The 16,203-nt window shown below is 74.8% G+C and carries 9 protein-coding genes; 4 read left to right on the top strand and 5 right to left on the bottom strand.

The genetic code is table 11. The annotated features are described in order from the left end of the window. Positions 1–11: 11 nt before the first annotated feature. Positions 12–2,615, top strand: a complete 2,604-nt coding sequence (locus ATJ88_RS13180; protein ID WP_245852424.1) for a glycoside hydrolase family 2 protein — start codon at positions 12–14, stop codon at positions 2,613–2,615. Next, entirely contained in the window at positions 2,612–4,774 is a 2,163-nt protein-coding gene (locus tag ATJ88_RS13175) for an alpha-galactosidase (protein WP_098464220.1), read from the top strand. The genes ATJ88_RS13180 and ATJ88_RS13175 overlap by 4 nt, the downstream gene beginning before the upstream one ends. A gap of 68 nt (positions 4,775–4,842) precedes the next feature. On the opposite strand, the gene ATJ88_RS13170 is transcribed toward ATJ88_RS13175, so the two are convergent. The 5 genes from ATJ88_RS13170 to glgX all read right to left on the bottom strand — a co-directional run bounded on the left by ATJ88_RS13170 (position 4,843) and on the right by glgX (position 14,211). Next, positions 4,843–6,252: a phosphotransferase gene (locus ATJ88_RS13170; protein WP_098464219.1), complete on the bottom strand. Its 1,410-nt coding sequence runs from the start codon at positions 6,250–6,252 to the stop codon at positions 4,843–4,845. Positions 6,253–6,255: 3 nt separating this feature from the next. Next, positions 6,256–8,031 carry a maltose alpha-D-glucosyltransferase gene (gene treS, locus ATJ88_RS13165; protein WP_425432681.1) on the bottom strand — a complete coding sequence of 592 codons (1,776 nt, stop codon included), beginning with the start codon at positions 8,029–8,031 and terminating at the stop codon, positions 6,256–6,258. Further along, a complete protein-coding gene (locus ATJ88_RS13160; RefSeq protein WP_098464218.1) occupies positions 8,028–10,082 on the bottom strand; it encodes an alpha-1,4-glucan--maltose-1-phosphate maltosyltransferase in 2,055 nt (684 codons plus the stop codon). Before ATJ88_RS13160 ends, treS begins: the two co-directional genes overlap by 4 nt. Positions 10,083–10,234: 152 nt before the next feature. Next, positions 10,235–11,920 carry an FAD-binding dehydrogenase gene (locus ATJ88_RS13155; protein ID WP_098464217.1) on the bottom strand — a complete coding sequence of 562 codons (1,686 nt, stop codon included), beginning with the start codon at positions 11,918–11,920 and terminating at the stop codon, positions 10,235–10,237. Between the two features lie 56 nt (positions 11,921–11,976). After that, entirely contained in the window at positions 11,977–14,211 is a 2,235-nt protein-coding gene (gene glgX, locus ATJ88_RS13150; protein WP_098464216.1) for a glycogen debranching protein GlgX, read from the bottom strand. A gap of 154 nt (positions 14,212–14,365) precedes the next feature. On the opposite strand from glgX, the gene ATJ88_RS13145 reads away from it, so the two are divergent. Both ATJ88_RS13145 and ATJ88_RS13140 read left to right on the top strand, forming a co-directional pair. Further along, complete coding sequence (locus ATJ88_RS13145; RefSeq protein ID WP_098464215.1) at positions 14,366–15,169, top strand: electron transfer flavoprotein subunit beta/FixA family protein; 804 nt, start codon at positions 14,366–14,368, stop codon at positions 15,167–15,169. Positions 15,170–15,181: 12 nt separating this feature from the next. Next, on the top strand, positions 15,182–16,159 hold the full coding sequence (locus ATJ88_RS13140; protein WP_098464214.1) for an electron transfer flavoprotein subunit alpha/FixB family protein: 978 nt from the start codon (positions 15,182–15,184) through the stop codon (positions 16,157–16,159). Positions 16,160–16,203 lie beyond the last annotated feature (44 nt).

Genomic DNA, 16,203 nt, shown 5'->3' with positions numbered 1-16,203 from the left:
AGGAGCCCTTCGTGACCACGTCCCCGTCCGCCACCACCGCACCGCTGACGGTCCGCGAGATCCACGGCGGCTGGACCGTGCGCGCCGTCGCCGGTCCCGTCCCGGCGTCCTCCCGCGACCTGCTCGAGAGCGCGGCGGGGGTGCCCGCCACCGTCCCGGGCACGGTCCACACCGACCTGCTGGCGGCCGGGGCGATCCCCGACCCGTACCTCGACGACCACGAGGCGCTGCTGAAGTGGGTCGGGCACTGCGCGTGGGAGTACCGCACGGCGTTCGACTGGGCGCCCGACGGCGCCGACCGTCACGACCTCGCGTTCGACGGCATCGACACGGTCGCCGTCGTCCGGCTGAACGGCGTCGAGGTGGCCCGCACCGAGAACATGCACCGCCGGTACCGGTTCGACGTCACCGACCTGCTGCGTGAGGGTGCCAACGAGCTCGTCGTGGAGATCGCCTCCCCGGTGCGCGAGGCCGACGCCCGCAGCCTCGCCCTGGGCTACCGGCCGCAGGTCAACCACCACCCCTTCAACGCGCTGCGCAAGGCCGCGTACAACTACGGCTGGGACTGGGGCATCGACGCCGCGACCGTCGGCCTGTGGAGACCCGTTCGCCTCGAGTCGTGGACCACGGCCCGGTTCGCCGGGGTGCGGGTGCTGCCCGGCGTGGTGCGCGCCGACGACGGCACATGGGACGGCACGCTCGACGTGCACGTGGACGCCGTGCGGGCGCCGGGCGGCGACCGGGGCGAGCTGCACGTCCGGGTGGCCGTCACCGGCCACGGCATGACGCACGAGGCCACGGGCGCGCTGGTCGACGACGCCGGTGTCGTGCGTCTGCGCCTGCCCGACGTCGCCGTGTGGTGGCCGCGCGGGTACGGCGACCAGCCGCTCCACGACGTCGAGGTCACCCTCGTCGCCGGGTCCGCGGCCGGCGACGGCGGGACCCAGGCCGCCGCGGGAGGCCTGGACCGGTGGCACGGTCGGACCGGCTTCCGGTCGGTGCGGCTCGACACCCGGCCCGACGACGACGGCACGTCCTTCACGATTGTGGTGAACGACCGGCCCGTGTGGGTCAAGGGCGCCAACTGGATCCCCGACGACGAGTTCCTGCCCCGCGTCACCCGCGAGCGCCTGACGGCCCGTCTCGACCAGTCGGTCGTGGCGAACGTCAACCTGCTGCGGGTGTGGGGCGGCGGCGTGTACGAGTCGGACGACTTCTACGACCTGTGCGACGAGCGGGGCGTGCTGACCTGGCAGGACTTCCCGTTCGCGTGCGCGGCGTACGCCGAGGACGAGCCGCTGTGGTCCGAGGTGGAGGCGGAGGCGCGGGACAACGTGGCACGGCTGTCGCCGCACCCGAGCCTGGTGCTGTGGAACGGCTCCAACGAGAACGTGTGGGGCCACCGCACGTGGGGCTGGGTGAAGCGTCTCGACGGGCGCACATGGGGGCTGGGCTACTACGAGGACCTGCTGCCGCGGGTGGTGGCGGAGCTGGACGGCACGCGGCCGTACACGCCGTCGAGCCCGTGGTCGGGCGACCTGCCGATCCGGGCGGACCTGTTCCCGAACGACCCGGCGCACGGCTCCATGCACTCCTGGGAGGTGTGGAACCGGGAGGACTGGCCGCACTACCGCGACGTGGTGCCGCGCTTCATGGCGGAGTTCGGCTGGCAGGGCCCGCCGACGTGGTCGACGTTGACGCGGGCGGTGTCGGACGACCCGCTGACGCCGGAGTCGCCGGGGATGCAGGTCCACCAGAAGGCGGCGAGCGGCAACGACAAGCTCACCGACGGGCTGGTCGCGCACCTGCGCCTGCCGGACGACATGGTCGACTGGCACTGGGCGATGTCATGGAACCAGGCGACGGCCGTGCAGGTCGCGGTCGAGCACCTGCGGTCGTGGGCGCCGCGCTGCCAGGGGTCGGTGGTGTGGCAGCTCAACGACTGCTGGCCGGTGACGTCGTGGGCGGCGGTGGACGGCGACGGCCGGGCGAAGCCGCTGCTGCACGCGCTGGCGCACGCGCACGCCGACCGGCTGGTGACGGTGCAGCCGCGGTCCGCGGCCGGCGGCGAGCCGGTGGGCGACGACACGGACGTGCTCGCCGTGGTGCTGGTGAACGACACCGACGAGGACTGGGCCGGCGAGCTCGTCGTGCGCCGCCTCGGGTTCGACGGGACGGTGCGCACGTCCCTGCGGCTCCCGGTGGAGGTCCCGGCGCGCGGGACCCGGACGCTCCTGCCGGACGCCGTGACGACCCGGTTCGAGCACCCCGCCGCGGAGCTGCTGGTGGCGGACCTCGACGGGAGCCGCGGCCTGTGGTTCCCTGCCGAGCCGCGCGACTCGGCCCTGGCCGTGCCCCACCTGGCGACCGAGGTGCTGCCCGCCGACGGCGGTGTCACGGTGCGCGTCACCGCGGCGAACCTCGTGCGGGACCTCACGCTGCTGGTGGACAAGGTATGCCCGGACGCCGTGGTGGACGACATGCTCGTCACGCTCCTGCCGGGCGAGAGCGTCGACCTGCACGTGACGCTCCCCGTCGGCGCCGTCGTGAACCCGGACGCCCTGGTGACGCCGGACGTCCTGCGCTCCCTCAACCAGCTCGTCGAGCCGGCGTGACGGCGGTCGACCGGCACGTCCACCTCCGGGCGGGCGGGGTCAGCCTCGTCCTGGCGGTGCACGACGCCCGCCTGCCCGTCGTCGTGCACTGGGGCGCCGACCTCGGCGACCACGACGACGCGGCGCTCGCGGCCCTGGTGCGGGCGACCGCCCCGCAGCCGTTCGGCTACCCCGTCGACGGCCCGATGCCGGTGTCGGTGCTGCCCGAGGCGTCCACCGGGTGGCCCGGCGTCCGGGGCGTCACCGGGCACCGGTCCGGCGGCGCGCCGACCACCCGGTTCGAGGTGACCGGGCTGCACGTCGCCGACCGTGAGGCGCCCTGGTCGCAGGCGCTCGAGGTGAGCGCCCACGACGACGCTGCCGGGCTCGCTCTCGACCTCGTCGTCGAGCAGGCCCGCAGCGGGCTCGTCCGCCTGCGGGCCGAGGTCACGAACGTGGGCGCAGACGTCCACGACGTCGCCGGCGTGCTCCCCGCGCTGCCCGTGCCCGCCCGCGCGACCGAGCTGTTCGACCTCACCGGCCACCAGCTCCGCGAGCGCAGCCCCCAGCGGCTGCCGTTCGCGCACGGCCGGCACGAGCGCACCGGGCACCGGGGCCGACCCGGGTTCGACACCGCGTTCCTGCTGTGCGCGGGTGAGGAGGGCTTCGGTGCCCGGCGCGGCGAGGTGTGGGGCGTGCACGCCGCCTGGTCCGGCAACCAGCGGTTCGTCGCCGAGCGCAGCTACCACGGGGTGCGCCTGCTCGCGGCGGGCGAGGCGCTGGATCCTGGGGAGGTGCGGCTCGCGCCCGGCGAGACCTACGCCTCGCCGTGGACGTACGCGACCTGGGGGCACGGCCTCGACGCCGCGAGCGGTCGGGTCCACGACTGGCTGCGTGCCCGGCCGGGCCACCCGGCCTCGCCACGACCCGTCGTCGTCAACACCTGGGAGGCCGTCACGTTCGACCACTCGCTGTCCCGGCTGACGGCGCTCGCGGACGCCGCCGCGGAGGTGGGGGCCGAGCGGTTCGTGCTCGACGACGGCTGGTTCGGGGCCCGCCGCGACGACCGTGCGGGGCTGGGCGACTGGACGGTCTCCGCGGACGTGTACCCCCACGGGCTGTGGCCGCTGGTCGACCACGTGCGCGGGCTCGGGATGGAGTTCGGGCTGTGGGTGGAGCCGGAGATGGTCAACCCGGACTCCGACGTCGCCCGGGCGCACCCGGAGTGGATCCTGCGGGCCGCGGGCGGCCGGCTGCCCGGACCGGGCCGCCACCAGCAGGTGCTCGACCTCGCCGACCCGGGGGCGTACGCCCACGTGCTCGACCGGCTCGACGCGCTGGTGACCGAGTACCCGATCGCCTCCCTCAAGTGGGACCACAACCGCGAGCTCGGCGAGGGCGGCCTGCCCCCGGACGGCCGCGCCGCCGCGCACGCCCAGACCCTCGCCGTCTACCGGCTGATCGACGAGCTGCGGGCCCGCCACCCCGGCCTGGAGGTCGAGACGTGCGCGTCCGGCGGCGCCCGCGTCGACCTGGAGATCCTGCAGCGCACCGACCGGGTCTGGGCGTCGGACTCGACCGACGCGCACGAACGGGTCGGGATCCAGCGCTGGACGTCGCTGCTGGTCCCGTACGAGCTGCTCGGCGCGCACGTGTCCGCGCCGGTCGCCCCGACGTCGGACCGTGCGCTGCCGCTCGACGTCCGGTGCGCCGTGGCGCTGTTCGGGCACCTGGGGATCGAGTGGGACGTCACCGAGGCGCCGCCCGCCGACCGGACCCGGCTCGCGCTCTGGGTGGACCACTACAAGCGGCGTCGTGGCCTGCTGCACTCCGGTCGGGTCGTGCACGCCGACGTCCCCGACCCCGCGTACGCGCTGCACGGCGTCGTCGCCCGCGACGGCTCCGAGGCCCTGTTCGCCTGGGTGTGCACCGCGTCGTCGGACACGTGGCCGCCGCCCGCCGTGCCGCTGCCCGGGCTCGACCCGGCGCGCACCTACCGCGTCACCCTCGACGGGCCGGTCACCACCCTGGAGGGGGTCGCCGCCCGCTGGGGCGTGCCGCTCGGCTGGGTCGAGGACGGCGGGGTCACGGCGCCCGGCGCCGTGCTCGGGCGCGTCGGGATCGCGCTGCCCGTGCTGTTCGCCGACCGGGTGCTGCTGCTGCGGGCCGTCGCGGTGTGAGCGCCGCCCGGGCCACCGGCGCGCGGGCAGGTCCGGCCTGTCGCGCCGGTGGCCGGGCGGTCGGTCGGTCAGCCGGTCGGGTCCAGCGCCCGGTCCACGGCCGCCAGCGGGATCGGCAGCCACGCGGGCCGGTGCCGTGACTCGTAGACGACCTCGTACAGCGCCTTGTCCAGGACGAGCGCGCGCAGCACGACCTCGGCCGTGTCGTCGTCGAGCCCGGGCGGCAGCGGCGACGCGGCGCGGTACGCCTCCAGGAACGCCGCGGCGGCGTCCGTCCGCCACCGCTCCGGCTCGTGCGCCCCGCCCACCGCGGCCGCGTAGTCGAACGAGCGCAGCATCCCGGCGACGTCGCGCAGCGGAAGGTCGGGCGCGGTCCGTTCCGCGACGGGCCGCTGCGGCTCGCCCTCGAAGTCCAGCACCTTCCAGGTGCCGTCCCCGGCGAGGGTCTGGCCGAGGTGCAGGTCGCCGTGGACGTGCTGCGTCGGCACGGGGGCGGACAGGCCCGCCAGGCGCGCCTCGAGCTCGTCGAGGAGCGCGACGATCTCGTCGGCGCGCCCGGCCAGGGCGTCCGGCGCCTCCGCCACCGCCCGCTCGGCCCGGCGCCGCAGGCCGGCCACGAACGCCGCGGCGTCCAGCGGCGGCCCCGCGGGCAGCACCCGCGCCAACCGCAGGTGCAGCTCGGCGAGCAGCCGGCCCAGCGCGGCGGCGTCCGGCGCGAACGACTCGTCGCGGCTCGCGAGGTCGCAGGCCAGCTCGAACCCGTCCTCCGCGTTCGGGACGAGCTCCGACAGGATCGCCAGGTGCACCGGCTCCGCGTCGCCCGCGTCGACCTCCAGCGCGCCCAGGAACCGGGGCACGCCGTCCCAGCCGTCCGCCGTCAGCGCCTCCGGCACCACGACGTCCGGGTGCGGGCCGTCCGCCACCGTCCGCAGGATCTTCAGCATCGCGCCCGTGCCGCCCGGCGACGGGACGGCCGGCAGGATCACCGACGTGTTCGACTGCTCGCCCGCCAGCACGCGGGCGCGCTCGGTGAGGGTGTCGAGGTCGCCCGGCACGCCCATCGCGTGCAGCAGCGTCACCCAGCCCGTCGGGTGCGCGCCGCCGTCGTGCACGGCCACGTCGCCCGCGTCCGTCGACACCGTCCCGATGTGCCCCAGGCCGACGTGCTCGACGTCCGACAGCACCAGCGGCACCTGTGCCACCAGCTCGCCGCCCGGCAGCGCCGGCCCCGTGAGGCGCACCAGCAGGAGCACCAGGTGCGGCTCCGCCGTGGGGACGGCCCCGCCGTCGGACGCCGGACCCGTCGCCACGTCGCCGCCGCCGTCGACCTCCCCGTCCGGGCCGAACGTCACCGCCAGCCACGGCTCGACACTCACCTCCCCGGCGCCCGGGTACCAGCGTTGCGTGGGCAGCCAGGCCGCCAGCAGGTCACCGACGCTCGGGTCGGGGGTGGCGGACTGCACGGAGACGTCGACCATGACTCACCTCTCGTCGGGGCCGTCCGGGGGTGTCGCGAGGAGCCAGTAGAAGTCGCGGGACCCCCAGGACAGGGTCACACGGCCGTCCTGCCCGACGACGGGGAAACGCCCGCCGCCGAACACGTCCGTGAGCGACCAGCCCTCCAGGCCGGGCAGGTCGATCGTCGCCGAGCGCGCCGTCGTCGACAGGTTCGCCGCGACCACCAGGGTCTCGTCGGCCCGCCGCGTGAACGCCAGCACGGCGTCGTCGTCGGTGCCGCGGGCCGTGAAGTCGCCCGTCCCGAACGCCGGGTGCAGGCGCCGCACCGCCAGCATGCCGTGCACCCAGTGCAGCAGCGACGTCGACTGCGCGAGCTGCGCCTCGACGTTGACGTGCTGGTAGTGGTGCACCAGCGACTGGTTGAGCGGCAGGTACAGCTTGCCCGGGTCGGCGGTGGAGAACCCGGCGTTGCGGTCCGGCGTCCACTGCATGGGGGTGCGCACCGCGTCGCGGTCGGGCAGCCAGATGTTGTCGCCCATGCCGATCTCGTCGCCGTAGTACAGGCACGGGCTGCCCGGCAGGGACAGCAGCAGGGCGTGCGCCAGCTCGATCTCCTTGCGCGCGTTGTCGAGCAGCGGGGCGAGCCGCCGCCGGATGCCCACGTTCGCGCGCATGCGCGGGTCCTGCGCGTACCAGCCGTACATCGCGGCGCGCTCCTCGGTGGACACCATCTCCAGGGTGAGCTCGTCGTGGTTGCGCAGGAACGTGCTCCACTGCCCGCCCGGCGCGGGGATGGCCGGGGTGTCGGCGAGGATCTCGAGGAGCTGGTTCGCCCGCTGGTCGCGCAGCGCGTAGTAGATGCGCGGCATCACCGGGAAGTGGAAGCACATGTGGCACTCCGGCTCCGCCTGGGTGCCGAAGTAGTGCACCACGTCGTTCGGCCACTGGTTGGCCTCGGCCAGCATGATGCGGCCCGGGAACTCCGTGTCGATGAGGCGTCGTACGTCCCGCAGGAACTCGTGCGTGCGCGGCAGGTTCTCGCAGTTCGTGCCCTCCTCCTCGAACAGGTAGGGCACCGCGTCCAGGCGGAACCCGTCCACGCCGAGGCGCAGCCAGAACCGCACGACGTCGAACATCGCCTCCGCGACCTTCGGGTTCTCGAAGTTGAGGTCCGGCTGGTGGGAGAAGAACCGGTGCCAGAAGAACTGGCGGCGCACCGGGTCGAACGTCCAGTTCGAGCTCTCCGTGTCCACGAAGATGATCCGCGCGTCCTGGTAGCGGGTGTCGTCGTCCGACCACACGTAGAAGTCGCCGTACGGCCCCTCCGGGTCCGCTCGGGACGCCTGGAACCACGGGTGCTGGTCGCTCGTGTGGTTCATCACGAGGTCCACCACCACGCGGATGCCGCGCTCGTGCGCCGCCTCCACGAGCCGGGAGAAGTCCTGCAGCGTGCCGTACTGGCCCGCCACCGCCGTGAAGTCCGCGACGTCGTACCCGCCGTCCCGCAGCGGCGACGGGTAGAACGGGGGCAGCCACAGGCAGTCCACGCCCAGCCACTGCAGGTAGTCCAGGCGGTCGATCACGCCCTGCAGGTCACCGCTGCCGCTGCCGTCGGAGTCGCCGAACGCCCGGACCAGCACCTCGTAGAACACGGCCGTGCGGTACCAGTCGGGGTCGTCCGTCAGCCCGTGCTGCGGCAGCTGCGGCGTCTCCGGCTGACGCCGCGGCGGCAGCGCCTGCACGGGGATCTGCCGGGTGATCGGGCGGGGGACCTCCACGCCGCCGGTCGACGCCGTCACGCCGGGACCACCCGCAGCACGTGCGCGACCTGCTGCATCGGGTCCAGCCGGACGTACGGGTGCGCGCCCCACCCGAAGGTCTGCCCGGACAGCTCGTCGTGGACCGTGAAGAACGGCTGGTCCTCGACGCCGTCCGGCCGGGTCAGGCCGAGCGCACCCAGGTCGAGCAGCAGCGTGGACTCCTGCGCCTGGTGCGGGTCCAGGTTGACCACCACCAGCACGACGTCGTCCTGCGTGGCACCCGGCCGCCCCGCCGCCGGCAGGTGCTCGGCCCGCACCCGCCGCGAGAACACCACGACCTGGTCGTTCGTGGAGGTGTGGACGTGCACGTTGCGCAGCTGCTGCAGCGCCGGGTGGGCCCGCCGGATCTCGTTGAGCCGGCCGAGCAGCATCGCGATGCCGAGGTCGTCCGCCTTCGACCAGTCGCGCGGCTTGTACTCGTACTTCTCGTTGTCGATCTGCTCCTCGACGCCGGGTCGGGGCACGTTCTCCACCAGCTCGTAGCCCGAGTAGATGCCCCACGTGGGGCTGCCCGTCGCCGCGAGCACCGCGCGCACCGCGAACCCGGCTACCCCGCCCGCCTGGAGGTACGGCGGGAGGATGTCGTGCGTCGTCGGCCAGAACGACGGCCGCATCACCGCGCCCTGCTCCCCGGCGACCTCCGCGAGGTACTCCTCGACCTCCTCCTTCGTGTTCCGCCACGTGAAGTACGTGTACGACTGGTGGAACCCGATCCGGGCGAGGGTCTGCATCATCGCCGGCTTCGTGAACGCCTCCGACAGGAAGATCACCTCCGGGTTCGTGGCGTGCACCTGCGCCAGCAGCCACTCCCAGAAGTCCAGCGGCTTCGTGTGCGGGTTGTCGACGCGGAAGAGCGTCACCCCGCGGTCGATCCACACCCGCACCACCCGCAGCACCTCGGCGTAGATGCCCTGCGGGTCGCGGTCGAAGTTCAGCGGGTAGATGTCCTGGTACTTCTTCGGCGGGTTCTCCGCGTACGCGATCGAGCCGTCCGCGCGCACCGTGAACCACTCCGGGTGCTCGGTGACCCACGGGTGGTCCGGCGAGCACTGCAGCGCCAGGTCCAGGGCCACCTCCAGCCCGTGCTCGCGGGCCTCCGCGACGAACGCCTTGAAGCCCCGCTCCGTGCCGAGGTCCGGGTGGATCGCGTCGTGGCCGCCCTCCGGCGCCCCGATGGCGTACGGGCTGCCCGGGTCGCCCGGCTGCGCGTCGAGGGTGTTGTTGCGGCCCTTGCGGAACGTGGTGCCGATCGGGTGGATGGGGGTGAGGTAGACGACGTCGAACCCCATCGCCGCGATCGCGGGCAGCCGCTTCGCCGCGGACACGAACGTGCCCGACCGCCACGTGCCGTCCCGGCGCTGCGTCGCCCCCTCCGAGCGGGGGAACATCTCGTACCAGGACCCCGTGAGCGCCAGCTTCCGGTGCACCCGCAGCGGGTACGTCGCGCTCGGCGTCATCCGGTGCCGCAGCGGGATGCGGCGCAGCGCGTCCTTGACGGCGTGCTGGGTGGCCATCGCGAGCCGCGCCTCCGGCGGTCGCGTGCCGTCCGCCAGCTCCGCGGCGACCCGCGTCAGCAGCTCGGCGTCGGCCGGGCGGCGCCGCTTCTGCAGCCGGTGGGTCGTGATCTCCTTGAACAGGCGGGCGCCCTCGGCGAGCATGAGGTCGACGTCCTGGCCGGCGGGGATCTTGATCGACGCGTCGTGCGCCCACGTCGCGTACGGGTCGGACCACGCCTCCACACGGAACGACCAGTCGCCCTCCGCGTCCGGCTGGAGGAACCCGCGGAACCGGTCGAGGCCCGGCGCGACGTCCTCCATCGGCGCCCACGAGTGCACCCGCCCGTCCGGGCCGAACAGCACGGCGGTCGCGTTGACGGCGTCGTGCCCCTCGCGGAACACGGTGGCCTCGACGGGGACGACCTCGCCCGGCGTCGCCTTCGCGGGCCAGCGCCCGCCCTCGACGACGGGGGAGACCTCGAGCACGGGGATGCGGCCGATCGGGCGGTACGGGGTCGGCTGGGGCTGTGTCACGCCTCCACGCTAGTCAGCCGCGAGCCCCTGTGCGCGACAACATGCCCGGGACGGGCAGGGTCGACCCTTCCCCCGAGGTCGTACCTGCGGTCGCGAGGTCGGACCCCGGGGGCACGACCCCACCACCTCCGGTACCACCTCGCGGCGAGGCGTCAGCCGGCCTCGGCCGCCAGCGCCCGCCCGGTGACGCGGCCCGTGTGCAGGCAGCCGCCGAGGAACGTGCCCTCCAGGGCGCGGTGGCCGTGCACGCCACCGCCGCCGAACCCGGCGGCCTCGCCGACGGCCCACAAGCCGTCCAGCACCGTGCCGTCGTCGTGCAGGACGCGGCCCGACGGGTCGCACCACAGGCCGCCAAGGGTCTTGCGGGTCAGCACGGACAGCCGCACCGCGAGCAGCGGCCCGTCCTTCGGGGTGGTCAGGGGACGCGGCGGCGAGACGCGGATCATCTTGTCGACGCGGAAGTCGCGAGCGGCACGGGTCGCGACCACCTGCGGGTCCTTGCCGAGGCCGGAGGCGACCTGGGCGTCACGGGCGGCGACGATCGCGGCCAGCGCCTCGGGGTCGACGTGCCCGCGGGAGCCCGGGGTGGCCTCGGTGAGGGCGTTCATCTTCCCCGCGAGCTCGGCCGGGGTGTCCGCCCACAGGAACTCGGGGGACTCCGCGGCGAACCGCGCCACCGGCCCCACGGCGCCCGGCAGCACCCGCTGGGCGAGCAGCCGCAGGTCCTTGCCGGTGAGGTCGGGGTTCTGCTCCGAGCCGGACAGGGCGAACTCCGACTCCATGATCGCCTTGTTGAGCACGAACCAGGAGTGGTCGTCGCCGCGCCGGGTCACGTGCTGGAGCGCGCCGAGGGCGTCGAAGCCGGGGAACAGCGGGGCGGGCAGGCGGCCGCCGTCGGCGTCGAGCCACAGGGACGACGGGCCGGGCAGGATGCGGATCCCGTGGTTCGTCCAGACGGGGGAATGGTTCGCGATGCCCTCGGGGTAGTGCCACATGCGGTGCTCGTGCACCAGCGCGGCGCCGGCGTCGGCGGCGTGCCCGAGCAGCAGGCCGTCGGTGGAGTCGGGGACGCCGGAGAGCATGCGGGCGGGCAGGGTGCCGGCGGCGGGGTCCCAGCGGTCGCGGGCGAGGTCGTGGTTGGCGCCGATGCCGCCGGACGCGACGACGACGGCGCCCGCGGTCAGCTCCTCGGCCGCGACGACGTCACGCGACGACGGTGCGCCGCGCAGCGCGTCGTCGTCCGCCAGGACCTCGCAGCGCACGCCGGTGACGCGGCCGTCGGTGACGACGAACCCGGTGACGCGGCGACGGAACCGCATCTCCAGCAGCCCGGCGGAGCGGGCCCGGCGCGCGGCCTCGACGAACGGCGCCACGATCGCAGGCCCCGTGCCCCACGTGACGTGGAACCGCGGGACGGTGTTGCCGTGGCCCCCGGCCGGGTAGCCGCCGCGCTCGGCCCACTGCACCAGCGGGAACCAGCGCACCCCCTTGGCGTGCAGCCACGAGCGCAGGTCGCCGGCGGCGGCCTCCACGTAGTGCTTCGCCCACGCGTAGCCGTGCCGGTCAGGGCCCCGGCCGTCCTCCGCGCCGGGCTCGAACCGGGCGGAACCCAGCCAGTCGGACCACGCGAGCTCGGCCGAGTCGCGCACTCCGAGGCGGCGCTGCTCGGGGGAGTCCACGAGGAACAGGCCCCCGAAGGACCACCAGGCCTGGCCCCCGAGGGAGGCCTCCGGCTCCTGGTCGAGGAGGAGCACGCGGCGGCCCGCGGCGGTGAGCTCGGTCGCGGTGACCAGGCCCGAGAGCCCGGCCCCGACGACGATGACGTCGGCGTCTGCCATGGCCGCATCCTGCCAGAGGACGGGGCCCGCTCCCAGGGGTGGCGCGGGTCCGCGGCTCAGCGGCGTGCCACGAACACCTCGACGCTGAGCGACTCGACCCGGGCGGTGCCCGGCTCGTCGTCCTCGTCGGCCTGGTCCGGCCCGTCGGGGGTGTCCCACGTCGAGCTCCACACCCGGTCCCACGCCCCGGCACCGGCCAGCGTCGGCGGCAGCGTCACGACCACGTCCTCCAGCCCGCCGTGCAGCACCAGCAGGACGTCCGCGTCGTCGTCGTCCGGGCCGGGCCGCAGCATCTGGATGACCCGCCGCCCGTCCACCGACCAGGCGGCACCGTCCATCGCGGCGCCCGTCTCGTCGAACCACAGCAGGTCGGTGAGCTCCTCGCCCGGGCGCGGCGTGCCCAGGTAGAACGACTCGGCGCGCAGCGCGGCGTGCTCGGCCCGCAGCCCCCCGAGGAACCGGGTCGTGGCCAGCAGGTCCGACCCCGCGTCGTCCAGGTCCCAGTCCGTCCAGGAGATCTCGTTGTCCTGCGCGTACGCGTTGTTGTTGCCGCCCTGGGACCGGCCCAGCTCGTCGCCCGCCGTGATCATCGGGGTGCCCGCGGCCAGCAGCAGCGTCGCCAGGAGGTTGCGCTGCGAGCGCCGACGCAGCGGCACCACCGCCGACCACGGCTCCGTCGTGGCGTCGTCGCTCTGCGGCGCGTGGCCCTCCACGCCGTGGTTCCACGACCGGTTGTCGTCCGTGCCGTCCCGGTTCTCCTCCCCGTTGGCGTCGTTGTGCTTGTGGTCGAACGACACCAGGTCCGCCAGGGTGAAGCCGTCGTGCGCCGTGATGTAGTTGACGGACGCCACCGGCCCGCGCATCAGCGGCGGGTCGGAGTGCCCGAACAGGTCCGCCGAGCCCGCCAGGCGCGTCGTCAGCTCCCGCAGCCCGTGCATGGGCTGACCGTGGGAGCCCGCCCTCGGCGCCTCCAGCCAGAACGAGCGCGCCGCGTTGCGGAACCGGTCGTTCCACTCCGCCATCGGCGCCGGGAACCGACCGGTCTGCCAGCCGCCCGGGCCGACGTCCCACGGCTCCGCCACGAGCTTCAGCCCCGACAGCACCGGGTCGGTCTGCAGCGCCACGAGGAACGGGTGGTCGGGCGTGAAGCCGTCGTGGTCGCGCCCCAGGGTCACCGCCAGGTCGAACCGGTAGCCGTCGACGTCCACCGCCTCCGCCCAGTACCGCAGCGAGTCCAGCGCCATCTGCACCACGCGGGTGCGCCGGAAGTCCAGCGTGTTGCCCGTGCCCGTGACGTCCGCCAGCCGTGCCGGGGACCCGCCGTCGTGCAGGTAGTACAGCGGGTTGTCCAGGCCCCGCCACGACAGGTGCAGGGCGTCGTCGCCGCCCTCGCACGTGTGGTTGTAGACGACGTCGAGCAGCACCTCGATGCCGGCCTCGTGCAGCAGGTGCACCATGCCGCGCACCTCGTCCAGCACGGCGTCCGGACCCGCCGCTCGGGCCGCCGCCGTCGCGTACCCCGCGTGCGGGGCGAAGAACGACATCGTCGAGTAGCCCCAGTAGTTCGACAGGCCCCGGCCCGCCAGCCACGGCTCCGACGCGTTCGCGTGGATCGGCAGCAGCTCCAGCGTCGTCACGCCCAGCGCCTTGAGGTGCTCCACCACCACCGGGTGCGCCACCCCCGCGTACGTGCCCCGCAGCTCCGGCGGCACGCCCGGGTGCCGCATCGTCAGGCCCCGCACGTGCGCCTCGTACACGACCGTGTCCGCCCACGGCACGCGCGGCCGGCCCAGCGTCGCGCGCGGGTGCTCCGGCATCACCACGCCGTGCGGGACGAACGGCAGCGAGTCCTCGTCGTCCGGCCCGCCGTCCTCGCCCGCCCCGCCGCCCAGCGTCGCCGGGACGTACGCCAGGTCGCCCACGTACCCGCGCGCGTACGGGTCCAGCAGCAGCTTCGCCGGGTTGTGGCGCATCCCCGCGGCCGGGTCCCACGGACCGTGCACCCGGAACCCGTACCGGCGCCCCGGTCCGACGTCCGGCACGTGCCCGTGCCACACCCCGTACACCGGGCCGTCCAACGCCACCCGCCGCTCCGCGTACCGCGCCGGGTCGTGGACGTCGAGCGCCGGGTCGACCTCGTCGATCAGGCACAGGTCGACGCCCGTGGCGTGCGACGCGAGCACCGCCACGTCGATGCCGCCGTCCGGGGTGGTGCGCACCCCGAGCGGCGGGACGTGGCTGCGGCGACGGGTGGGTCGGGTCAGCGGCGTGACCTTGGGTCTGGCCTCCATGGACCTATCGTGGACCACTCCCGTCGTCCGCGGGCGGTGCGGCGTGTCGCACCATCCGGACGGCGACCGCCCGGGCAGCGCCGACGAGTAGGCTCGTCCTGGCGGCCGACCGTCGCCGCCCCAGCCCGTCGAGCACCTGATCGGAAGGTTCCTCGTGCGCATCGTCGTTCTCGTCAAGTACGTCCCGGACATCGACGCCGACCGGCGGTTCGAGGACTGTCGGGTCGTGCGCACGCCCGGCGAGGGGACCCTCAACGAGCTCGACGAGAACGCCCTGGAGGCCGCGCTGCGGATCGTCGAGTCCCTCGACGACGACGCCCGCACCGCCGCCGAGGTCGTCGCCCTCACCGTCGCACCCGAGCAGGGCGACCTGGCGCTGCGCAAGGCGTTCCAGATGGGCGTCGACCGCGGCGTCCGGGTCAGCGACGACGCGCTCGCCGGGTCCGACTACGCCGGGACCGCGGCCGCGCTCGCCGCCGCCGTGCGACGCCTCGAGGCCGACGGCCCCGTCGACCTCGTCATCACCGGCATGGCCGCCCTCGACGGCCTCGGGTCCGTCGTGCCCGCCCTCGTCGCCGCCGAGCTCGGCCGCCCCGCCCTGACGTTCGCCAAGAAGGTCGCGCTGACCGACGGCGTGCTGGAGGTCGTCCGCGAGACCGACGAGGCCACCGAGACCCTCAGCGCGCCGCTGCCCGCCCTGCTGTCCGTCGCGGACACCGCGAACACGCCGCGCATGCCGAACTTCAAGCTCATCATGGCGGCGCGCACCAAGGCCATCGAGGCGTGGACGCTCGCCGACCTCGGCCTCGACGCGGCGCTCGTCGGCGACGCGGGCGCCCGCACCACCACGACGCACGCCGCGCCGCGGCCCGCCAGGCCCGAGGTCGAGCTCGTCCAGGACAAGGGCTCCGGCGGCAAGGACCTCGCCGAGTACCTCATCCGCCACGACCTCGTCTGAGAGGACACGACAATGACCAACCGCACCGTCCTGGTCCTCCTCGACCCCGCCGCCGAGGTCCGCTCCTCCGTGCTGGAGCTCCTCACCATCGGCCGCGACCTCGGCCGCGTCGAGGTCGTCACCCTGGAGTCGCCGTCCGTCGAGGCGCTCGCCCGGCTCGGCACCCACGGCGTCGAGACCGTCCACCAGGCCGAGCTCCCCGCCGCCGTGCGCGGCGACGCCCGCCACCTGCCGGCCGTCGTCGCCGCGACCCTCGCCGCCGCCGTCCGCCGCACCGACGCCGACGTCGTCCTCGCCCCCTCCACGTTCGCCGCCAAGGAGGCCGTCGCGCTCGCCGGGCACGCCCTCGGCGCCGGCGTGATCATCGACGCCGCCGGCGTCACCGAGGACGCCGACGGCCGGATCGTCGGCACCAAGCGCGTCTTCGCCGGCTCCTGGGACACCACCAGCGTCGTGACGACCGACGTCGCCCTCCTCACCGTGCGCGCCAACGCCGTCGTCCCGAAGCCCGCGGACGCCGCCGTCGCCACCGAGGTCGAGGGCTTCGCCGTCCCCGTCGACGCACCCCTGCCCGCCGTCACCCAGCGTGTGCCCGTCGTGCGCGACGCCGCCCGCCCCACCCTCGAGGAAGCCGCCGTCGTCGTCGCCGGCGGGCGCGGCACCGGCGGCGACTTCGGTCCCGTCGAAGACCTCGCCGACGCCCTCGGCGCCGCCGTCGGCGCCTCCCGCGACGCCGTCTTCGAAGGCTGGTTCGACCGCTACGTCGGGCAGACCGGCGTGACGGTCGCGCCGCGCCTCTACATCGGCGCCGGCATCTCCGGCGCCCCCCACCACCGCGGCGGCATGCAGGCCTCCCAGGTGATCGTCGCCGTCAACGCCGACCCGGAGGCCCCCATCTTCGAGATCTGCGACTTCGCGGTCGTGGGCGACCTCGCCGACGTCCTGCCGCAGGCCGCCGAGGTCATCCGGGCGCACAAGGCCGCCCGGTAGTCCTCGTCGCGCTCCGGGTGGACGCTCCCGGTCCGCGGGTCTGC

Origin of the sequence: Isoptericola jiangsuensis, from assembly GCF_002563715.1 — a bacterium.
In the GTDB taxonomy this organism is placed as follows: domain Bacteria; phylum Actinomycetota; class Actinomycetes; order Actinomycetales; family Cellulomonadaceae; genus Isoptericola; species Isoptericola jiangsuensis.
Note: the sequence above shows the minus strand (reverse complement) of the source record. Positions and strands in the feature narration are given on the sequence as shown.